Here is an 18,729-nt window from a genome sequence, read left to right as displayed (position 1 = left end):
CAAACCGTCCAGGCGCGGGCCGTCCCCGGCGGCCCGCACCCCCGCACGGCCCCGCCCGGCTAGATGAGCCCCTGGGCGAGCATCGCGTCGGCCACCCGCTCGAACCCGGCCGCGTTGGCCCCCAGCACGTAGTCGCCCGGGGCGCCGTGGCGCTCGGCCGCCTCCTCGCACCGGTCGTGGACGTCGGCCATGATCCGGGCCAGCTCCATCTCGGTGTGCTCGAACGACCACGACTCGCGGCGCGCGTTCTGGCGCATCTCCAGCACGCTGGTGGCCACCCCGCCCGCGTTGGCCGCCTTGCCCGGCGCGAACAGCACCCCGGCCTCGCGCAGCACCCGCACCGCCTCCGGCGTGGTGGGCATGTTCGCACCCTCCACGACCGCCACCACCTCGCCCCGCACCAGGGCGCGGGCGGCGTCGGCGTCCAGCTCGTTCTGGGTGGCGCACGGGATCGCCACCGCGCACGCCACGTCCCACACGCTGCCGCCCGCCACGTACCGGGCATCGCCCCCGCGCCGGGCCGGGTAGTCGGCGACCCGGCCGCGCTCGACCTCCTTGATCTGCTTGAGCAGGTCCAGGTCCAGGCCCTTCTCGTCGATCACATAACCGCCCGAGTCCGAGCAGGCCACCACCACGGCCCCCAGCCGCTGCGCCTTCTCCACCGCGTACAGGGCGACGTTTCCCGACCCCGACACCACCACACGGGCGCCCTCCAGGGACCGGCCCCGGCGCTCCAGCATCCGCTGGGCGAACAGCACCGCCCCGTACCCGGTGGCCTCGGTGCGCACCCGCGAACCGCCCCACTCCAGGCCCTTGCCGGTGAGCACCCCCGCCTCCCAGCGGTTGGCCAGCCGCCGGTACTGGCCGAACAGGTAGCCGATCTCACGGCCGCCCACACCGATGTCCCCGGCGGGCACGTCGGTGTGCTCGCCCAGGTGCCGGAACAGCTCGGTCATGAACGACTGGCAGAACCGCTCCACCTCGGCGTCCGAGCGCCCCTTGGGGTCGAAGTCGGAGCCGCCCTTGCCGCCGCCGATGCTCATCCCGGTCAGCGCGTTCTTGAAGATCTGCTCGAACCCGAGGAACTTCACCACCCCCAGGTCCACACTCGGGTGGAAGCGCAGACCCCCCTTGAAGGGCCCCAGCGCACCGTTGAACTCCACCCGGAAACCCCGGTTGACGTGCACCCGGCCGCGGTCGTCGCGCCAGGGCACCCGGAACACGATCTGCCGCTCGGGCTCGCACAGCCGCTCCAGGATCCCGGCGTCGACGTACTCGGGGTGCTGGACCAGCACCGGGGAGAGCGTCTCCAGGACCTCCAGCACGGCCTGGCGGAACTCCGCCTGGTCCGGGTCGCGGCGCACCACCCGCTCGTAGGCGGCGCGCACGGCGGGGTGGTGGTCGGCCAGGCCGGTGGCGTGAACGTGGGACATGCGCAACGCGGTCCTCTCGGTGGCGGCGGCCCCGACGCCGGGCGGGGCGCGGCCGCGGCAGGGTGGTGTCGTGGCTGTCTCGGTGGCGTGGCATCGACGTTACACACGCCCTCAAGCCGCCCGCGCCCGGCGGGGTGCCCCGGCAGCCGACCAGGCCGGGGAGGTCGCCGGGGTGTGGTCGAATACAGACACCAGACCCAGGGGTCGCACCCGCCCCGCACCCCACACGAGGACACCCCATGCCGAACCCGCCCACCGCACCCCTGCCCGACCTGGTCCGCCGCTGGCAGCGCGGCTGGGGGACCGCCCGCTCCCTGCCCGAGCCGACCGAGGTGGACGGGGCGCTGCGCGTGCACTTCGGGTTCGAGCACCGCCACGACGAATACGTGCTCCTGGACGCCGACGGCGCCCCCGACACCATCGGCGCCGCCGCCCGACGCGTCGCGGCCTCACCGCACACCGACTGGCTGACCGTCCCCACCACCGCACCCGACAAGACCGCGCTGCTGCTCGAAGAAGCGGGCCTGGCCGTCGACCCGGGCACCGAGACCCTCATGTCCATCGACCTGGACGACCACCCCGTCCTGGACCCGCCGCGCCCCTACCACGCCACGGCCGGGCGCGCCCGCGCGGTGATCCGGGTGCGCGTCTCCACCGCCCAGGGGGAGGAGGCGGCCAGCGGCGTCATGGGCATCGCCGACGACGACGCCGTCGCCGACTCCATCGTCACCGAACCCGACCACCGCCGCCGCGGCCTGGGCGGCGCCGTGATGTCCGCCCTGGCCGAACACGCCCGCCGCGCGGGCGCCACCCACGGCCTGCTGGTCGCCTCCCCCCAGGGCCGCCACCTGTACACCTCCCTGGGCTGGACCCCCCTGGCCACCGTCCTCATCGCCCGCACCCCGCTCCCGGTCTGAGAACAGGACGCGCCCACGCAGCCCGCCCGGCCCCGGCCCGGGTGTCGGCGCGGATGCGCTCCAGCAGCGGCGGGGACCGGCCCCCGCCGTAGGCCGCGCGCAGGGCGGGCAGCCGCCGGTTCCGGCCCGGGCCGCCACCGGTCCCACCACCGCCGGGACCGTGCCAGGCTGGGCCCATGGCCGACCCCCACCCCTCACCCCTGCCCGGCGGCATGATGAACACCGTCGTCCGCCGCGGCGACCGGGTGCTGCGCACCGCCCCCGCCACCGCCGCCGCCCTGCACCCCCACCTGCGCGCCCTGCCCGCGGCCGGGTTCGACGGCGCCCCCCGGCCGCTGGCACTGAACCCCGACGGCCGCGAGGAGCTGGGCTTCGTCGAGGGCGAGGTCGCACTGCCCCCGTTCCCCGACTGGATCGCCGCCGACACCGCCCTGGCCTCGGCCGCCCGCCTGCTGCGCCGCTACCACGACGCCGCCGCCCGCATCCCCGTGGACACCACCGCCCCCTGGCCCGCCGACCTGGCCGACCCCCGCGGCGGAACACTGCTGTGCCACAACGACCCGTGCGCCGAGAACCTCGTCTTCCGCCACGGCAGCGCCGCCGCCCTCATCGACTTCGACCTCGCCGCCCCCGGCCGACCGCTGTGGGACGTGGCCGCCCTGGCCTACTACCTGGGACCGACCCTGCCCCCCGAGGCCGCCGCCGGAAAGGTCTGGGAGGACCTGGACACCGCCCGCCGCCTGCGCCTGATCGCCGACACCTACGGCCTGACCGGCACCGACCGGGCGCTGCTGCCCCAGACGGTGGAGGAGTACCTGGCGGTGGCCCGCAGGTTCGTGGCCGGCCGGGTCGCCGCGGGCGAGGCCGCGTTCGTCCGCGCCCACACCGCGTCGGGCGGCTGGGCGCGCTGGGACCGGCGCCGCGACTGGCTCGCCGATCAGCGCCCCCGCCTGGTCCGCGCCCTGACCACCGACTGAGAGACCCCGAACCACCGCCCCGCCTTGAGCGTCCCCCACTACGGCGCCCCCATCACGCCACCGACACCCCCGACGATCCCCCGAGGAGCACCACGATGAGTTGGAAGGACCGCCTCTCCGACGCCGCCACCACCGCACGCAAGGCCGCGTCCGACGTCGGCGAGGGCGCCAAGGGCGGACTGGACGCGGTCACCTCCGGCGAGGCGGCCGAACGCGCGGCCGCCGCCGCCCGCAAGGCCGGCGAACAGGGCTCCGCGGCCGCCCGGGCGGCCTCCGACCGCAGCGCCGAGATGGCCGCCCGGGCCCGCGACCAGGCACAGCAGATCCAGGCGGCGCTGCGCGAGTCCACCTGGGTCACCGACACCCTCGACTCCTGGGAGGTGCCCGCCGCACCGCTCACCGAACCGTTCCGGCTGTCCGTGGGCGGGATCATCGAACGCGCCTGGACCGTGCCGCGCGGCGTGGGCCGGATGCTGCGCCTGCTCGACCGCCTGGGCGCCATCGAGGTCGGCCCCGACACCGTCGGGTTCAACGGCGAGACCGTCCCCTGGGCCAAGGTCAAGGAGATCCGCGCCCGCCGCACCACCGACATCCTCCTCACCAGCGGCGTGGAGAGCGTCACCGACCTGGTCTCGGGGGCGCTGCCCCCGCTGCCCGGCCGCTCCTGGCTGGCCGACAAGGCCGCGGACGTGCTGCTGGCCCTGGCCCTGAGCACCGTCTCCACCATCGAGTCCCACAGCGGGAAGGAGGAGATGGACGCCTTCGACGAGGCCGCCGACGAGGCCGGGTTCGGGGCACTGCCCTGCGAGATCACCTACGGGCGGCGGTTCTGGCGCACCGGCGAGGTGGGCAGCGGGTTCGGGGCGGCGCTGTTCATGGCGGTGCGCCCCGACATCCGGGACCTGGTGCGCCACAGCGCCGAACTCCAGGGCAGGCCCGTGGCCCTGGCCCCCTACGACGAGCGGCTGACCTCCATCGCCGAGCGGGCCGAGCGGCTCGCACAGCTGCGCGGGCGCCTGCTGTCGAAGGGGAAGGAGGCCCCCGCCGCGCTGGAGGCGGGCGACGGGGACGCCGGCTGAACCGGGGTCAGGGGGTGCGGCGGGTGACCGCCACCAGGTAGCGGCACTCCCGCTGCCCGGGGTTGTGGAACTCGCACGGGGCGGCCGGGCCCAGCCGCAGGCAGTCGCCCTCCCCCAGCCGGTGCACGGTCTCCCCCTCCGCGAACTCCAGAGCCCCCTCCAGGACCCAGATCTGGTGGTGGGTGAAGGTGTAGGCCTCGGCGGGGAAGGCCACCCGCGCCCCCGGCGGCAGGTGCACCTCCACCAGCTCCAGGCGCCCCCCGGAGGCGGGCGAGACGGCCCGGCGGGTGTAGCCGGTGTCGGGGTCGGTCCACACCGGCTGGTCGGCGCGCCGCACCAGCCGCCGCTCGCTGCGTTCGGCGTCGGCGATCAGCTCCGACAGGGTGATGCCCAGCGCCGCCGACAGCCGCCCCAGCAGGGAGGCGGTGGGCTGGACGTCGCCGTTCTCGATGCGGCTGATCATGGCCCGGGAGACCCCGGAGGAGTCGGCCAGCGCGGCGCCGGTCATGCCCCGGTCGGTGCGCAGGCGCTGGAGGGTGGTGGCGAGGGCCACAGAGAGGTCATCGCTCATGGGGTTCATCATAGTGGACACGTTCGTTTACCATCCTCACTATGAACGCGATGCCCGCCCTCCACACCGTCCGTGACGCCACCCCGGCCGACGCCGCCGCCTGCGCCGACATCTACGCGCCCTACGTCACCGACACCGCCATCACCTTCGAACTGGAGCCCCCCACCGCCCAGGAGATGGCCGACCGCATCGCCACCGCCCAGCGCCACCACGCCTGGATCGTCCTTCAGGACGCCGAGGGCACCGTCCTGGGCTACGCCTACGGCGGCGCCTTCCGCACCCGCGCCGCCTACGACCGCTGCTGCGAGGTCAGCGTCTACCTCCGCCGCGGCCTGCGCCGCACCGGCGCCGGACGCGCCCTCTACACCGCGCTCCTGCCCCGCCTGGCCCGGCGCGGCATGACCCGCGCCATCGCCTGCATGACCCTGCCCAACGACGCCAGCCTGGGCCTGCACCGCACCCTGGGCTTCACCGACGTCGGCGTCATGCACAAGGTCGGCCACAAGCACGACGCCTGGCACGACGTCGCCTGGGCCGAACTCGACCTCACCGCCCAGGCCACCTGACCCCGGGCCCCGAACCGGCGCGAGAATCGAGGAGACCGGAACCACCCGGGCCCCCTATCCTCGAAAGATCCCACCTTTTCCGCGCCGTCCCCCGGGGAGAGTCCGTGCCCGCAGCACCCGCCCGCCACCGCCCCACCGGCCTGGCCTTCGCCCTCGCCTCGGCCCTGGCCTTCGGCGGCTCGGGCGTCTTCGCCCGCCCCCTGCTCGACGCCGGACTGGACCCGGTCCACGTCACCTGGCTGCGCCTGGCCGGGGCCGCGCTCCTGCTGCTGCCCGTGGCCGTGCGCCACCGCGACCTGCTGCGCCGCCGACCCCTGCTCATCCTCGCCTACGGCGTGTTCCCCATGGCCGGGGTCCAGGCCCTGTACTTCGCCGCCATCGCCCGCATCCCCGTGGGCATCGCCCTGCTCATCGAATTCCTCGGCCCCGTCCTGGTCCTTCTCTGGCTGCGCCTGGTGCGCCGCACCAAGGTCTCCCCGGCCGCCGTCGTCGGCGTCGTCCTGGCCGTCACCGGCCTGGTCCTGCTGCTGGAGGTGTGGGCCGGCATGCGCCTGGACGCCGTCGGCGTCGGGCTCGCCCTGGGCGCGGCCGCCGCCCAGGCCGCCTACTTCCTGCTGTCGGACCGCACCGGCGAGGACGCCGACCCCCTCGCGGTCATCGCCTTCGGCTCCCTCACCGCCACCGTCCTGCTGCTGCCCCTGGCCCGCCCCTGGAACCTGGACTGGGAGCTGCTCGCCACCACCACCGCCCTGGGCCCGCTGCCGCTGCCCGGCTGGTCCCTGGCGCTGTGGCTGGGCCTGGTCTCCACCGTCATCGCCTACTTCACCGGCATCGCCGCCGTGCGCCGCCTGTCCCCGCAGATCGCCGGAGGCGTCGCCTACCTGGAGGTCGTCACCGCCATCGGCCTGGCCTGGATCCTGCTGGGCGAGGCCCTCACCCCGATCCAGATCCTGGGCGCCGTCGTCATCGTCACCGGCGCGTTCATCGCCCAGACCGCCGTCCCGGGCACCCCCGAACCCCCCACGGCCGCACCCGTCGGCCCGGCCGACCCCGACCGGCCCGCCGCCCTCACCTGAGGGCGGCCCCCGGGGCCTGCCGCTCCCCGCCGCCCACCGCGCGGCGCCGCCGCGACAGCCACCAGGTGCCCGCCCACGAGCAGGCGATGACCGCCGCGATCACGTACCGCGACGTCATCAGGTGCTCGCGCGGGTACAGGTTCCCGGTCAGGTAGAAGTCGATGAACCCGAACTCCATCACCGGCCGCCCGGTCGCGGCCCGCGACCAGTTCTCGATCTCGGTCAAAAAACACGGCCAGTCGATGATGACGATGCCCAGCGCGTAGGCGGCCACCCCCAGGTGCGCCCAGAACAGGCGGGGGCGCCACCAGGCGGTGAAACCGCCCAGGACCACGTAGGCGAAGAACACGAAATGCAGGGCCGCGGCCGCGTGCCCGGCCAGGAGGACGAGAAGGGAGGTCATGTCCCGACGGTACGGAGCCGCCCTCCCCCCTGCATCGGTACTCCTACTCAGCCGGGTTGAGCACCCGTACTCAATTCCCCCGCGCCCACACCCGTCCACCGGCTACCGTGTCGGACCATGACCACCCTTCTCGTGCTGGGCGCCAGCGGACACCTGGGCGGCGAGGTCGCCCGCCGGGCCCTGGCCGCCGGCCACCGGGTGGCCGCCACCTCCACCACCGGCACCCCCGCCGCCGCGGGCATCTCCTGGCACGCCCTGGACCTGCGCGACCGCGCCGCCGTCACCGACCTGCTGCACCGGGTGCGCCCGGACACCGTCGTCAACACCGCCTACCACCCCGGCGACTGGGCCGTCACCGCCGACGGCGCCGCCCACGCGGCCCTGGCCGCCGCCGCGACCGGCGCCCGCCTGCTCCACGTCTCCAGCGACGCCGTGTTCTCCGGCCACCTCCCCGCCTACCCCGAGACCGCCCCGCCCGACCCCGTCAACACCTACGGGGCCGCCAAGGCCGCCGCCGAGACCGCGATCAAGGCCGTCCACCCCGACGCCGTCATCGCCCGCACCTCGCTCATCATCGGCAACGGCGCCTCCGCCCACGAACGCCGCGTCCACGAGTTGGCCTCGGGCGCCGCCACCGGCGCCCTGTTCACCGACGACGTCCGCTGCCCCGTCCACGTCGGCGACCTGGCCGACGCCCTGCTGGAGCTGGCCGCCACCGACCGCACCGGCGTCCACCACCTCGCCGGGCCCGACGCGCTCAGCCGCCACGAACTCGGCGTGCTCATCGCCCGCCGCGACGGCCTGGACCCCGACCGCCTGCCCCGCGGGAGCCGCGCCGCATCCGGCCCGCCCGGACCGCTGGACGTCCGCCTGGACTGCACCGCCACACAGCAGGTGCTGCGTACCGAGCTGCGCGGCGCCCGCACCTTCCTGGCCCCGCCCCCGCACTGACCGGCCGCCCGCCCCGCGACCACGGAAGACCCCAGGCCCGCGCCTCTTACCCCGCACCGCCCGCGCCCCTTATGCTGCCGGTCATGCCAACGCACGAGCGGGAGATCACCGCCCCGGTCGACCTGTGCACACCCCAGGGCCGACTCGACCCCCGGGCCGTGGGCTGGTCGCGCACCCCCCTGCACACCACCGCCCTGCCCCGCGGCCGCGGACGCCGCAAGAAGTGGGAGTACTGGTGCGTCATGACCCCCACGCACCTGGTCGCCCTCACCGTCGCCGACCTCGACTACGCATCGGTGACCTCCGTCTACCTGCTGGAATACGGGGGCGTGGAGACCGGCCACAGCACCCTGGGCCCGCTGGGACGCGGCGTGCGCCTGCCCGACACCCTGGACGCCGGACCCGCCGCCGCCCTGGGCCCGATCCGCGCCCGCATCACCCCCGGCCCCCACGGCACCCGGCTGCGCTTCGCCTGCGACACCGACCAGGGCCGCCTGCACGCCGACCTCACCGTCGACCTGCCCGCCGGGCACGAGACCATGAGCGTGGTCATCCCTTGGAGCGAGTCCCGCTTCCAGTACACCTCCAAGCACACCGCCCGCCCCGCCCGCGGCACCGTCCGCCTGGACGACCGCACCCTGGACTTCACCGGCGGCTGGGGCGTGCTCGACCACGGCCGCGGCATCTGGCCCTACGACACCCTGTGGAACTGGGGCGCCGCCGCCGGGGTCACCGACTCCCACACCGTGGGCCTGCAACTGGGCGGCAAGTGGACCCGGGGCACCGGCCTGACCGAGAACGCCCTGTGCGTGGACGGCCGCCTCACCAAGATCGGCGAGGAGCTCCACTGGGACTACGACCCCGACGACGACTCCTCGCCCTGGTGGATCCGCACCCCCTCCGGGCAGGTCGACCTGGTGTTCACCCCCTTCCACCGCCGCCTGGACCGCATCGACGCCGGGGTGCTGGTCAACGACACCCGCCAGTGCTTCGGCCACTACACCGGCACCGTCCGCACCGACGAGGGCACCGAGATCTCCGTGGACGGCCTCACCGGCTTCGCCGAACACGTCCACATGCGCTGGTGACACGCCCCGCGGCACCGGGCGCACCGCCGCCGGCCCGGCTACCGTCGGCGGTGTGAGCAACCTCGAAACCCACCCCGTCGAAGAGAGCGTCTGCGGCGGTGAGGCCCCACCCGCCGCACCCGACCCCGACACCGAACTCCTGGAGCCCCGCGAAGTGCCCCTGGGCGGACCCCGCGCCATGCCGGTGCTGCGCGCCCTGCCCGGCAAGCACCGGCGCATGGTCGGCGCCTGGTGCTTCGCCGACGTCTACGGGCCCCAGGACGTCTCCGCGGGCGAGGGCATGCAGGTGCCCCCGCACCCGCACATCGGCCTGCAGACGGTGAGCTGGCTGGTCCAGGGCGCGGTCCACCACCGCGACAGCCTGGGCTCGGACCGGCTGGTACGCCCCGGCCGGCTCAACCTCATGAGCGCCGGGCACGGCATCTCCCACTCCGAGCGCACCCCCGCAGGCGCGCCCGCCCTGCTGCACGGCGCCCAGCTGTGGGTGGCCCTGCCCGAAGACGCCCGGGACGGGGAGCCCGCGTTCGAGCACCACGCGGACCTGCCCGCCCTCGACCTGCCCGGTGCCCGCCTCACCGTGATCGTCGGCGAGGTGGCCGGGCACCGCTCCCCCGCCACCGCCCACACCCCGCTGGTCGGCGCCGAGGTGGTCATCGACCCCGGGGCGCGGGTGCGCCTGCCCCTGGAGGCGGGCTTCGAGCACGGGGTGCTGCCCCTGGACGCGCCGGTGTCCCTGCTCGGCCACCGGGTGGAGGCCGGGTCCCTGCTCTACCTGGGCCGGGGCCGCGACGGCGTGGAGCTGTCGGTCCCCGATACCGGCGCCCCCGCCCACCTGCTGCTCCTGGGCGGGGAGCCGTTCACCGAGGACCTCCTCATGTGGTGGAACTTCGTGGGCCGCGACCACGACGAGATCGTCGCCGCCCGCGACGCCTGGGAGGCCGGGCGCACCGGACCCGACCGGGCCCGCTTCGGCGAGGTCGCGGGCGATGGCGGGGCGGCGCTGCCCGCCCCCGAGCTGCCCAACGCCCGGCTGCGGCCCCGCCCGCGCCACCGCCCCTCCTGACCCGGGCGGGACGGCCCCCACCGGGGCTGTTCCGTGAGTGCCACTGAACACCGGCCGTAAGGCGCACTCATCTCTTACGGCACGGGCGAACCAAGTATGGACGTTTGAGCGGCCAACCCTCCATCGGGCAAGACGAACAGCCGACAACGGGTTCTGGAACATGCCGTTTCGTCCAAATCCTGCTAGCGTGCGGGACGCGCAACGACAGGCACGGTGAGGAGACCTGCACATGGCCCAACAGACTCGCGAACAATGGGGATCGCGCGCGGGCTTCCTGATGGCGGCGATCGGTTCCGCCATCGGGCTCGGGAACATCTGGCGATTCCCCTACATCGCCTACGAGAACGGCGGCGGGGCGTTCATGGTGCCCTACCTGGTCGCCCTGCTCACCGCGGGCATCCCGCTGCTGATCCTGGAGTACTCGATCGGCCACAGGTACCGGTCCTCGGCCCCGCTGTCCTACCGGCGGATCTCCCGGCCCGCCGAGGCCATCGGCTGGTGGCAGGTGGCGATCTGCTTCGTCATCGCGGTGTACTACGGCGCGATCATCGCCTGGAGCATCTCCTACGTCGGCTTCTCCGTCACCGAGGCCTGGGGCGAGGACCCCAACGGGTTCTTCTTCGGCGACTACCTCCAGGTGAGCGAGACCCCCGGCGGGATCACCGGCTACGTGCCCGCCGTGGCCTGGCCGCTCATCGCCGTGTGGGTCGTGGTGCTGGCCATCCTGGCCCTGGGCATCCGCAACGGCATCGAGAAGGCCAACAAGATCTTCATCCCGCTGCTGGTCGTGCTGTTCCTCATCCTGGTCGTGCAGGCGCTCACCCTGGACGGGGCCACCCTGGGCCTGGACGCGCTGTTCACTCCCGACTGGAGTGCCATGGCCAACGGCAGCGTGTGGGTGGCGGCTTACGGGCAGATCTTCTTCTCCCTGTCCATCGGCTTCGGCATCATGGTCACCTACGCCTCCTACCTCAAGCGCAAGGCCGACCTGACGGGCTCGGCCATGGTGGCGGGCTTCGCCAACAGCTCCTTCGAGCTGCTGGCAGGCGTCGGCGTGTTCGCCGCCCTGGGCTTCATGGCCACCGCCGCGGGCACCGCCGTGGACGAGGTCGCCACCTCCGGCATCGGTCTGGCCTTCATCGCGTTCCCGCAGATCATCTCCACCCTGCCGTTCGGCGGGGCGCTGTTCGGCGTGCTGTTCTTCGCGTCGCTGGTGATCGCCGGTCTCACCTCGCTGATCAGCATCGTCGAGGTCGTCATCTCCGCGGTCCAGGACCGGATCGGCCTGGGCCGCCTCCAGGCGGTCCTGATGGTCGGCGGGCTCGTCGCCCTGGTGTCGATCCTGATCTTCCCCACCCACCAGGGCCTGCACTACCTGGACGTGTTCGACCACTTCATCAACCAGTACGGCATCGCGCTGGCCGCCCTGGTGGTGCTCATCGTGTTCGGGTGGGTCCTGCGCCGCCTGCCGGTCTTCCAGAAGCACGCCAACAGCGTCTCCTCCATCCACCTGGGCCTGTGGTGGCGGATCACCCTGACCGTGGTCACCCCTGTCCTGCTCGGCTTCATGATGTGGGACGGTCTGCGCAGCGAGCTGGCGGAGAACTACGGCGGGTACCCGACCGGGTTCCTGCTCTCGGCCGGGTGGGGCGTGGCGATCGGCGCCATCGTCATCGGCGTCATCATCGCCCTGGTGCCCTGGAAGCGCGCCGACCAGATGGCCGCCCACGACCGCGAACACATCGAGGGGACCGAGCAGGTCCAGGAGAAGGGGGAGGGCCACTGATGTCGGCCAGTGCGATCACCATGATGGTCATCTCCATGGCGCTGTTGTGGGGCGGTCTGATCGCCGCCATCGTCCACCTGCGCCGCCACCCCGAGGTCCCCGACGAGGAGTGACCCGCGAGAAGGGGGGGCGGGGCCCGCACCGGGCCCCGCCCCCCTTTTTTTCATGCCCCGGGCCGACCGGCCCCGGCGACGAACCGGTCGAGGCGGTCGGCGATCTCCCGCGGGTACTCGCCGCTGATCGCGTGCGAGGCGTCCGGCCACAGCTCCACGGCCTCCTCGCCCAGGTGGGCGCGGGCGCGTGCGGCGGCCCGCCCGGGGCGGTGGATGACGCTGCGCCCGGCGATGACCACCAGCACCGGGGTGCTGATCGCGGCCAGCTCGGCGCCGGTGGGCATCACCGGGGGCGGGAGGCGGACGTCGAAGTGCTTCATCCCGGCCGCGACCAGCCTGCCCACCGCCAGCTCCTGGGAGTGGTCGATGCCGCCCGAGATCAGGCCCACCAGCCTCCCCCGCCACCGGTCGGGCATGGGCAGCACCGCGCCGAGCGAGACCAGGACCACCGCCGGGGTGAGCTCCCCGAAGGTGCGCGCCGGATCCAGGGCCATCAGCGACAGCACGCGTTGGGGGCGGTGGAGGAGCATCTGCACGCCCAGCCAGCCGCCGATGGACACCCCCAGCAGGTGGACCGCGTCCAGGCCCAGGCCCTCCAGGGTCTGGTCGAGCCAGGCGGCCTGGTCGGCCGCCGAGGCGATGGGCGCGGACTGGGCGCTGCACCCGGGCTCGCCCAGGCCGTCGAGGGCGTAGACGGTGCGGCCGCGCCGCAGCGGGGGCAGGTTCGCGGCCCACATGGGAGCGGAGGCGTTGCGGCCCGGGAGCAGCAGGGGCTCTCCGGGGCCGCCGTCGAACCGGTACACCCGCACCCGCCCGAAGGCGGTCTCCACGGTGCCCGACCAGTCGGGCCCACCCATCTCGGCCATGGCCTCGCGGTAGGCGGCGGCGAACGCCTCGAACCCGGCCCGGTCGCGGAAGGAGCCGATGCCGCGGGCGTTCCACTCCCGGCCGATGCGGGGTTCGGCGAACTCGACGGACACGGGACCCACCCCTTCGGCACGCTTTTACGGTACGTTCATACCGTAACGGTTCCGGGCCGCCGAGGCCACCGCGAAGAACAGGGAACCCCGCCCATGCCCCGACAGGTCGACCACGACCAGCGCCGCGCCCAGATCACCGACGCCGTCCTGCGCATCGCCGCCCACCGCGGCCTGGGCGAGGTCACCATGACCGAGGTCGCCACCGAGGCCGGCGTCTCCCGCGGACGCATCCAGCACTACTTCGGCTCCAAGGAACAGCTGCTCCTGCACACCGGCCGCCGCCTGCGCGACCGGGTCACCGCCCGCCTGCTCCCCGACCCGCCCACCGGGGACCCCCGCCGGACCCTCACCCTGCTGCTGCACGCGACACTGCCCGCCACCGAACAGGCCCGCGTGGACGCCCTGGCGGGCAAGGCCCTGTTCACCGTCGCCCTCGGCATCCCTGAACTGCGCGACCAGTACCGCCAGGGCATCACCGGGCTGCACACCCTCATCGCCGACCTGCTCGTCCACGCCGGCGCCGACCCCGACCGTGCGCCGCTGCGGGCCCGCACCCTGCTGGGCCTGGCCGAGCACCTGGGCGACGCCCTGCTCATCGACGAGGTCACCGCCGCCCGGGCCCGCGACCTCCTCACCGACCAGGTCGCCGCATCCCTGCCCTGACCCGAACCGTCAGGCCCGGGACAGCTCCCGCACGATCCGCTCGCAGAACGCGGGCAGGTCGTCCGGGTTGCGGCTGGTGGTGATCCCCGCGTCGGTGACCACCTCCTCCTCCACCACGTTCCCCCCGGCGTTGCGCACATCGGTGCGGATGCTCGGGTAGGAGGTGAGCGTGCGCCCGCGCACCAGGTCGGCCTCCACCAGCATCCACGGACCGTGGCAGATCGCCGCGATCGGCCTGCCCGTCGCGGCGAACTCGCGCACGAACCGCACCGCGTCGGCGTCGGCGCGCAGGTTGTCGGGGTTGACGGTGCCGCCGGGCAGCACCAGGCCGTCGTAGTCCTCCACCGACGCCTCGGCCACCCGCCGGTCCACACCGAACCGGTCGGCCGGCTCGATGTCCCCGTTCATCGCCTGGATCCGACCGTCCTTGAGCGAGAGCAGCTCGGTCCGGGCCCCCGCCTCCTCCAGGGCCTTGCGGGGCCGCACCAGCTCCACCTGCTCGACACCGTCCGCGGCCAGGAACGCCACCCGTCGCCCGGTGAGCACATCCGCCATCGTTCTCTCCCCCTTCGATCCTCGGACCGGGCCACTGCGCGCGGCACCGTGGTGACCGCCTACCCGCCCGGCCCGATCCCTCACACACCCCAGGGCCCGGGACGGCCTCAGCCCGCCCGCCAGGTGGCGTCCTCCAGCGCACCCGCGGCCTGCGGGCCCATCAGGGACAGTCCGCCGTCCACGAACAGCGACGCCCCCGTCACATAGGACGCCCCCGGCCCGGCCAGGAACGCCACCGCCTCGGCCGCCTCCTCCGCGTGCCCGGGCCGCGACAGCGGATACCCGGCCCGCGAGTCCAACCCGGGCTCCTCCCCGTGCCGGCCGGTCATGGGCGGGGCGGGCCCGGCCGACGGGTTCAGCCGACGGTGTCGTGGCGCTCGCCCCAGACCGCCCGGGGCACCCGCTCCAGCACCTCCACCAGGGCCTGGGCCCGCTCGGCCGCCACGTCGGGGTCCAACGCCCGGTCCTGCCAGGTCAGCAGGTGCGTCCCGGCGAACCGGAACGGCACCGGCACCCCAGGCCCGGCCTCCAGCAGGTGGGCGCGCACCCGCTCGTCCAGCACCCGGCGGGCGAAGTCCTCATCGGCCGCGGCGACATAGAACGTCCCGTCGAAGGCGGCGTCGCCCACCCGCACATCGCGCACCCCCGCCACCCCCAGCTGCAGGTGGCCGGTGTCCTCGGCGCGCACCTCCAGCACCGGGACCGGACCGGGCAGCGCCACCGCCACGACGGTGTGCACGTGCTCGGTGGTGGCGGTGTCGCGGCCGTCGTGGTGGGAGGTGGCGTAGGAGTACTCATAAGCCATCACCTGGCGCCCGCGCAGCCGGGCGCACAGCACATGGCGGGTGTGGGCGTTGGAGCGGCGCTCCACGAAGGGGTACCCCTCGAACCGGTCGACCAGCTCCGGGCGCTCGCGGTCATAGCTCCACCCGTGCTCGCGCGCCCACGCGGCCAGCCGCTCGCAGTGCTTGCGCTCGGGCACCGATCCCACGACCCGGGAGGCGATGACGGCGACGGCCAACAGGACCACCACCCCCAGGACGACGGCCTCCACGACGACGATATCCATCGGGATTTCCTTCCGGCGAACGGCTCTTGAGGGATGAGACGCCCCTCACCGCCCCTCTGGTTCCCGTTCGCCCTCCCCTTCCCCGCGGCCCTCGGTGGGGCGCACCCGGACATGGGCGCGCTCGCCCTGGGGCCCGAACAGGCCCAGGTAGGACACCGGCCCCGGCCCGGGGTTGAAGAACCCGTGCGGGATACGGGTGTCGAACTCGGCGACCTCCCCCTGCTTGAGGACCATGTCGTGCGGCCCCAGCAGCAGCCGCAGCCGCCCCTCCAGCACGTACACCCAGTCGTGGCCCTCGTGGCTGCGCTGGTCGGCCTCGACGTGCCCGCGCGGCGGCGGGATGGTGATGCGGAAGGCCTGGATGCCGCCGGGGACGCGCGAGAGCGGCATGTACTCCACCCCGTCGCGGGTGAAGGGCCGCAGCCGCACCCGCGGGTCGGCGGTGTCGGCGCCCACCAGCTCGTCCAGCGGCACCCCGTGCACCCGGGCCAGCGGCAGCAGCAGCTCCAGGGTGGGGCGGCGCCGCCCCGACTCCAGACGGGACAGGGTGCTCACCGAGATCCCGGTGGTCTCCGACAGGCGCGCCAGGGTGATGCCGCGGTCGCGGCGCAGATCGCGCAGCCGCGGGCCCACCGCGGCCAGCACCGGGTCGAGTTCGTCGTCCATGGCCGCCAATCTGCCACAACCCGGCCCCGCCGCGGAAAAAGTACCCCCACCGGGGGTGCAAGGGGGTTGGACCGGACCCGGTGGGGGTAGGGAAGGGGTTACAGAATACCCCCATGGAGGGCGCTTCGATGCCGAAGATCAACGTCTACCTGCCCGAAGACCTCGCCGACGCGGTCCGCGAGAGCGGCATCCCCGTTTCCGCCGTGTGCCAGCGCGCCCTGGAACAGGCGGTGCGCCGCCTGGCCGCCGCCCGCGAGGCCGTCCGCGGCCCCATCACCGGACACGACCTGGACACCCTCTTCCCCCAGTTCACCGCCCGCGCCCGCACCGTGCTGCGCCTGGCCGCCGCCCGCCCGGGGCCGGACACCCCCATCACCACCGCCGACCTGGTGTCCGCCCTGGTCCAGGAGGGCGGCAACCTCGCCCTCCAGGTACTGGGCGCCATGGAGATCACCCCCGCCGCCATCACCGCCGCCCTGGCCGAACAGGAGGCGGCCGAGGCGGCCGGGCCCAGCACCCCGCCCGCGTTCAGCGCCCCCGCCGTCCGCGCCCTGGAGATCACCCTGGGCGAGGCCACCGCCCTGGGGCACAACTACGTGGGCTGCGAGCACCTGCTGCTGGGCCTGGTCGCCGAGGAGGAGGGCGCCGGCGGCGCCGCCCTGCGCTCCCTGGGCGCCGAGCCCCGGCTCGCCCGCCGCACCGTCACCGCCTCCCTGGCCGGGTACGTCCACCTGCGCAACCAGCAGAGCGCCCCAGCCGCGGCGGGCGCCCCACCCGACGCGCTCGACGCCCGCCTCTCCCCCCTGCTCGCCCGCATCGAACGCCTGGAGCAACGCCTGGACGCCCGCACCTGACCCCACCCGGCCCTCACCGCTGCCGCACCCCACCGAGAAAGGAGACCACCCCGGCCCCACCGCGGAACGCCGTCGCCGCCCGGGCGGCCGACCAGGAGAGGAGACCACTCCGGGTCCGCCGCGCCTCGTTCGGGGCTGGGCCGGGGACGTCACCGCTGGGGCGGCCGCGCACGGTGGGAAGCCCCGATCGGCTCAGGCGATCCGGCCGAGGGCGTCACGCGTGGCCGGTCCGGGGGCGGCGTTCGGAGCGGTCAGGGTTGTGGGGTCGCGAGCAGGTCGAGGTAGTCCTGGAGACGGGCCACACCCGCGGCCGGGGCGCGGGTACGCGCCGCCAGGTCCTGCTCGCGGCGGCGCAGCGCCCCCTCCAGGGCGACCCCGCCGCCGGAGGCGCGCAGCTCCTCCATCACCGGGGCGATCTGCTCCAGCCCGTACCCGCCGCGCCGCAGCTCCGACACCACCCGCACCTCGCGCACCTGCCCGGGCCCGTACACCCGGTACCCCGTGCGCGGATCACGGACCGGCCGCACCAGGCCGGCCCGCTCCCACACCCGCAGCGCCGAGGCGCGCACCCCCGCCAGGCGTGCCACCCGGCCGATCCGCAGCGGCCCCTCCCCGCCGGCCGCCCGCACCCCGGCCAGCACGGCGGGCACCTCACGCGCGTCGGGGGCCGAGGCGACCGCGGCCAGCGCCCGCGCGGCCTCGCGCACGGCGCCCCGTTCGCGGTGCGCCCGGGCGAAAGCGGCCTCCACCAGCTCCAGCGCCGCGTCCGCCCCCGCGGCGTGCAGGGTGCGCAGCACCTCCCCGGCGGCCGCCACCCCCATGCCCGGGGCCAGCGCCCGGTAGGCCACCAGCGCCGCCAGGTGGCGGTAGGTGAACCGCCGCTGCCCCGACCCGGTCCGCCGCGCCGGCGGCAGCACCCCCGAGGCCTCGCAGTCGCGCACCGTCTGCGCCGACACCCCCACCGCCCGGGCCAGGTCCACCGGCCGCAACTCCCCCCGCCCGACCCCTCCGACCACCGTGACCTCCCTCGCACCATCGCCCACCGCCCCGCGACCCGTGTTAACGTGGTCGGCGTTCCAGGCGACGGTATCGACCAGACGAGGGAGGTGGGGCTGATGACCCGGGTGCACACCGCCACCATGCGCGGTCCCCGCCACGTCCACACCTTCCGGGTCCCCGCCTGAGCAGTCCCGAGCCCGCGGCACCGACCGCGCGCACCGCGCCGCCGACGGCGTGCGAGGAACCGGGCCGGACCCCCTTCACGCAAAGGTCCACCGTGAACACCACCTGGAACACCCGCGTCGAGACCGACGCCGACACCACCGCCGTCCACGCCCTCAACGCCGCCGCGTTCGACACCCCGGCCGAGGCCGACCTCGTCGACGCCCTGCGCACCGACCCGGCCTGGATCGACGGCCTGTCCATGGTCACCGTCACCGGCGAGGACACCGTCGTCGGGCACGCCCTGATCACCCGCTGCCACATCGGCGGGGCCGAGGCCCTGTGCCTGGCACCGTGCGCCGTCCTGCCCGAGTACCAGCGCACCGGCGCCGGCTCGGCCGCCATCCGCGCCGTCCTGGAGGCCGCCCGCGCCAAGGGCGAACGCTTCGTCACCGTCCTGGGCCACCCCGGCTACTACCCGAGGTTCGGCTTCCAGCGCGCCTCCACCTACGGGATCGGGCTGAGCATCGACGTCCCCGACGAGGCCCTCATGGTCCTGTCCCTGGACCCGTCGCACACCCCGCCCGCGGGCACGATCCGCTACGCCGCCCCGTTCGGTATCTGACCGGACGAAGGCACCACCGGCCGGGGGCGAACTTTTCGTCCCCGGCCGGGGTCCGAGGGGGAGGAAACCGTCCCTTTCGACCGCCGAGGAGTGGTCCCCGTACACCCCCACCCCCCGACCCCGGCGGCACCCG

General features: G+C 74.7%; 22 protein-coding genes. 13 read left to right on the top strand and 9 right to left on the bottom strand.

Annotated elements, in window-relative coordinates; translation table 11 throughout:
- Positions 1–59 precede the first annotated feature (59 nt).
- On the bottom strand, positions 60–1,433 hold the full coding sequence (gdhA, locus tag ACJOT3_RS05115) for an NADP-specific glutamate dehydrogenase (RefSeq protein ID WP_406969303.1): 1,374 nt from the start codon (positions 1,431–1,433) through the stop codon (positions 60–62).
- Positions 1,434–1,672: 239 nt separating this feature from the next.
- On the opposite strand from gdhA, the gene ACJOT3_RS05110 reads away from it, so the two are divergent.
- The 3 genes from ACJOT3_RS05110 to ACJOT3_RS05100 all read left to right on the top strand — a co-directional run bounded on the left by ACJOT3_RS05110 (position 1,673) and on the right by ACJOT3_RS05100 (position 4,406).
- A complete protein-coding gene (locus ACJOT3_RS05110; RefSeq protein WP_406969301.1) occupies positions 1,673–2,350 on the top strand; it encodes a GNAT family N-acetyltransferase in 678 nt (225 codons plus the stop codon).
- Positions 2,351–2,526: 176 nt separating this feature from the next.
- Entirely contained in the window at positions 2,527–3,327 is an 801-nt protein-coding gene (locus tag ACJOT3_RS05105) for a phosphotransferase (protein WP_406969299.1), read from the top strand.
- Positions 3,328–3,422: 95 nt separating this feature from the next.
- The gene (locus ACJOT3_RS05100) at positions 3,423–4,406 is read left to right on the top strand and encodes a hypothetical protein (protein ID WP_406969297.1); all 984 of its coding nucleotides are present in this window, start codon (positions 3,423–3,425) and stop codon (positions 4,404–4,406) included.
- A 7-nt stretch (positions 4,407–4,413) separates the two neighbouring features.
- Here the strand turns inward: ACJOT3_RS05100 and ACJOT3_RS05095 are convergent, their stop codons facing one another.
- Positions 4,414–4,977 (bottom strand): helix-turn-helix domain-containing protein, encoded by a 564-nt coding sequence (locus ACJOT3_RS05095; protein WP_406969295.1) that lies wholly within the window; start codon positions 4,975–4,977, stop codon positions 4,414–4,416.
- A 41-nt stretch (positions 4,978–5,018) separates the two neighbouring features.
- On the opposite strand from ACJOT3_RS05095, the gene ACJOT3_RS05090 reads away from it, so the two are divergent.
- Together ACJOT3_RS05090 and ACJOT3_RS05085 are read left to right on the top strand one after the other, a co-directional pair.
- A complete protein-coding gene (locus ACJOT3_RS05090) occupies positions 5,019–5,543 on the top strand; it encodes a GNAT family N-acetyltransferase (protein WP_406969293.1) in 525 nt (174 codons plus the stop codon).
- 104 nt (positions 5,544–5,647) lie between these two features.
- The gene (locus ACJOT3_RS05085) at positions 5,648–6,619 is read left to right on the top strand and encodes an EamA family transporter (RefSeq protein WP_406969291.1); all 972 of its coding nucleotides are present in this window, start codon (positions 5,648–5,650) and stop codon (positions 6,617–6,619) included.
- Here the strand turns inward: ACJOT3_RS05085 and ACJOT3_RS05080 are convergent.
- Positions 6,612–7,022 (bottom strand): DUF2784 domain-containing protein, encoded by a 411-nt coding sequence (locus tag ACJOT3_RS05080; RefSeq protein WP_406969289.1) that lies wholly within the window; start codon positions 7,020–7,022, stop codon positions 6,612–6,614. The genes ACJOT3_RS05085 and ACJOT3_RS05080 overlap by 8 nt on opposite strands.
- Positions 7,023–7,139: 117 nt before the next feature.
- On the opposite strand from ACJOT3_RS05080, the gene ACJOT3_RS05075 reads away from it, so the two are divergent.
- The 5 genes from ACJOT3_RS05075 to ACJOT3_RS05055 all read left to right on the top strand — a co-directional run bounded on the left by ACJOT3_RS05075 (position 7,140) and on the right by ACJOT3_RS05055 (position 12,023).
- Positions 7,140–7,973: a sugar nucleotide-binding protein gene (locus ACJOT3_RS05075; protein WP_406969287.1), complete on the top strand. Its 834-nt coding sequence runs from the start codon at positions 7,140–7,142 to the stop codon at positions 7,971–7,973.
- A gap of 83 nt (positions 7,974–8,056) precedes the next feature.
- Positions 8,057–9,061 carry a DUF2804 domain-containing protein gene (locus tag ACJOT3_RS05070; protein WP_406969285.1) on the top strand — a complete coding sequence of 335 codons (1,005 nt, stop codon included), beginning with the start codon at positions 8,057–8,059 and terminating at the stop codon, positions 9,059–9,061.
- 52 nt (positions 9,062–9,113) lie between these two features.
- Complete coding sequence (locus ACJOT3_RS05065) at positions 9,114–10,124, top strand: pirin family protein (protein WP_406969283.1); 1,011 nt, start codon at positions 9,114–9,116, stop codon at positions 10,122–10,124.
- A 229-nt stretch (positions 10,125–10,353) separates the two neighbouring features.
- Entirely contained in the window at positions 10,354–11,910 is a 1,557-nt protein-coding gene (locus tag ACJOT3_RS05060) for a sodium-dependent transporter (protein WP_406969281.1), read from the top strand.
- Entirely contained in the window at positions 11,910–12,023 is a 114-nt protein-coding gene (locus ACJOT3_RS05055) for a methionine/alanine import family NSS transporter small subunit (RefSeq protein ID WP_406969279.1), read from the top strand. Before ACJOT3_RS05060 ends, ACJOT3_RS05055 begins: the two co-directional genes overlap by 1 nt.
- A gap of 50 nt (positions 12,024–12,073) precedes the next feature.
- Here ACJOT3_RS05055 and ACJOT3_RS05050 read toward each other — a convergent pair whose 3' ends face one another.
- Entirely contained in the window at positions 12,074–13,003 is a 930-nt protein-coding gene (locus ACJOT3_RS05050; RefSeq protein ID WP_406969277.1) for an alpha/beta fold hydrolase, read from the bottom strand.
- Positions 13,004–13,096: 93 nt separating this feature from the next.
- Here ACJOT3_RS05050 and ACJOT3_RS05045 point away from each other — a divergent pair, with 93 nt between their 5' ends.
- On the top strand, positions 13,097–13,666 hold the full coding sequence (locus tag ACJOT3_RS05045; protein ID WP_406969275.1) for a TetR/AcrR family transcriptional regulator: 570 nt from the start codon (positions 13,097–13,099) through the stop codon (positions 13,664–13,666).
- Between the two features lie 9 nt (positions 13,667–13,675).
- Here the strand turns inward: ACJOT3_RS05045 and ACJOT3_RS05040 are convergent, their stop codons facing one another.
- The 4 genes from ACJOT3_RS05040 to ACJOT3_RS05025 all read right to left on the bottom strand — a co-directional run bounded on the left by ACJOT3_RS05040 (position 13,676) and on the right by ACJOT3_RS05025 (position 15,956).
- Positions 13,676–14,221, bottom strand: a complete 546-nt coding sequence (locus tag ACJOT3_RS05040) for a type 1 glutamine amidotransferase domain-containing protein (protein WP_406969273.1) — start codon at positions 14,219–14,221, stop codon at positions 13,676–13,678.
- A gap of 107 nt (positions 14,222–14,328) precedes the next feature.
- A complete protein-coding gene (locus tag ACJOT3_RS05035) occupies positions 14,329–14,520 on the bottom strand; it encodes an SDR family oxidoreductase (RefSeq protein ID WP_406969271.1) in 192 nt (63 codons plus the stop codon).
- 56 nt (positions 14,521–14,576) lie between these two features.
- Positions 14,577–15,290 carry a type III secretion system chaperone family protein gene (locus ACJOT3_RS05030; RefSeq protein WP_406969269.1) on the bottom strand — a complete coding sequence of 238 codons (714 nt, stop codon included), beginning with the start codon at positions 15,288–15,290 and terminating at the stop codon, positions 14,577–14,579.
- Positions 15,291–15,335: 45 nt separating this feature from the next.
- Positions 15,336–15,956: a helix-turn-helix domain-containing protein gene (locus ACJOT3_RS05025; protein ID WP_406969267.1), complete on the bottom strand. Its 621-nt coding sequence runs from the start codon at positions 15,954–15,956 to the stop codon at positions 15,336–15,338.
- 128 nt (positions 15,957–16,084) lie between these two features.
- Between ACJOT3_RS05025 and ACJOT3_RS05020 the strand changes: the two genes are divergently transcribed.
- Entirely contained in the window at positions 16,085–16,810 is a 726-nt protein-coding gene (locus tag ACJOT3_RS05020; protein ID WP_406969265.1) for a type II toxin-antitoxin system CcdA family antitoxin, read from the top strand.
- A 251-nt stretch (positions 16,811–17,061) separates the two neighbouring features.
- Here ACJOT3_RS05020 and ACJOT3_RS05015 read toward each other — a convergent pair whose 3' ends face one another.
- Entirely contained in the window at positions 17,062–17,826 is a 765-nt protein-coding gene (locus ACJOT3_RS05015; protein ID WP_406969263.1) for a MerR family transcriptional regulator, read from the bottom strand.
- A 260-nt stretch (positions 17,827–18,086) separates the two neighbouring features.
- On the opposite strand from ACJOT3_RS05015, the gene ACJOT3_RS05010 reads away from it, so the two are divergent.
- Positions 18,087–18,596: a GNAT family N-acetyltransferase gene (locus ACJOT3_RS05010; RefSeq protein WP_406969261.1), complete on the top strand. Its 510-nt coding sequence runs from the start codon at positions 18,087–18,089 to the stop codon at positions 18,594–18,596.
- The last annotated feature ends 133 nt before the right edge of the window (positions 18,597–18,729 follow it).

Origin of the sequence: Nocardiopsis protaetiae, assembly GCF_045446735.1 — a bacterium.
Taxonomy (GTDB): Bacteria; Actinomycetota; Actinomycetes; order Streptosporangiales; family Streptosporangiaceae; genus Nocardiopsis; species Nocardiopsis protaetiae.
Note: the sequence above shows the minus strand (reverse complement) of the source record. Positions and strands in the feature narration are given on the sequence as shown.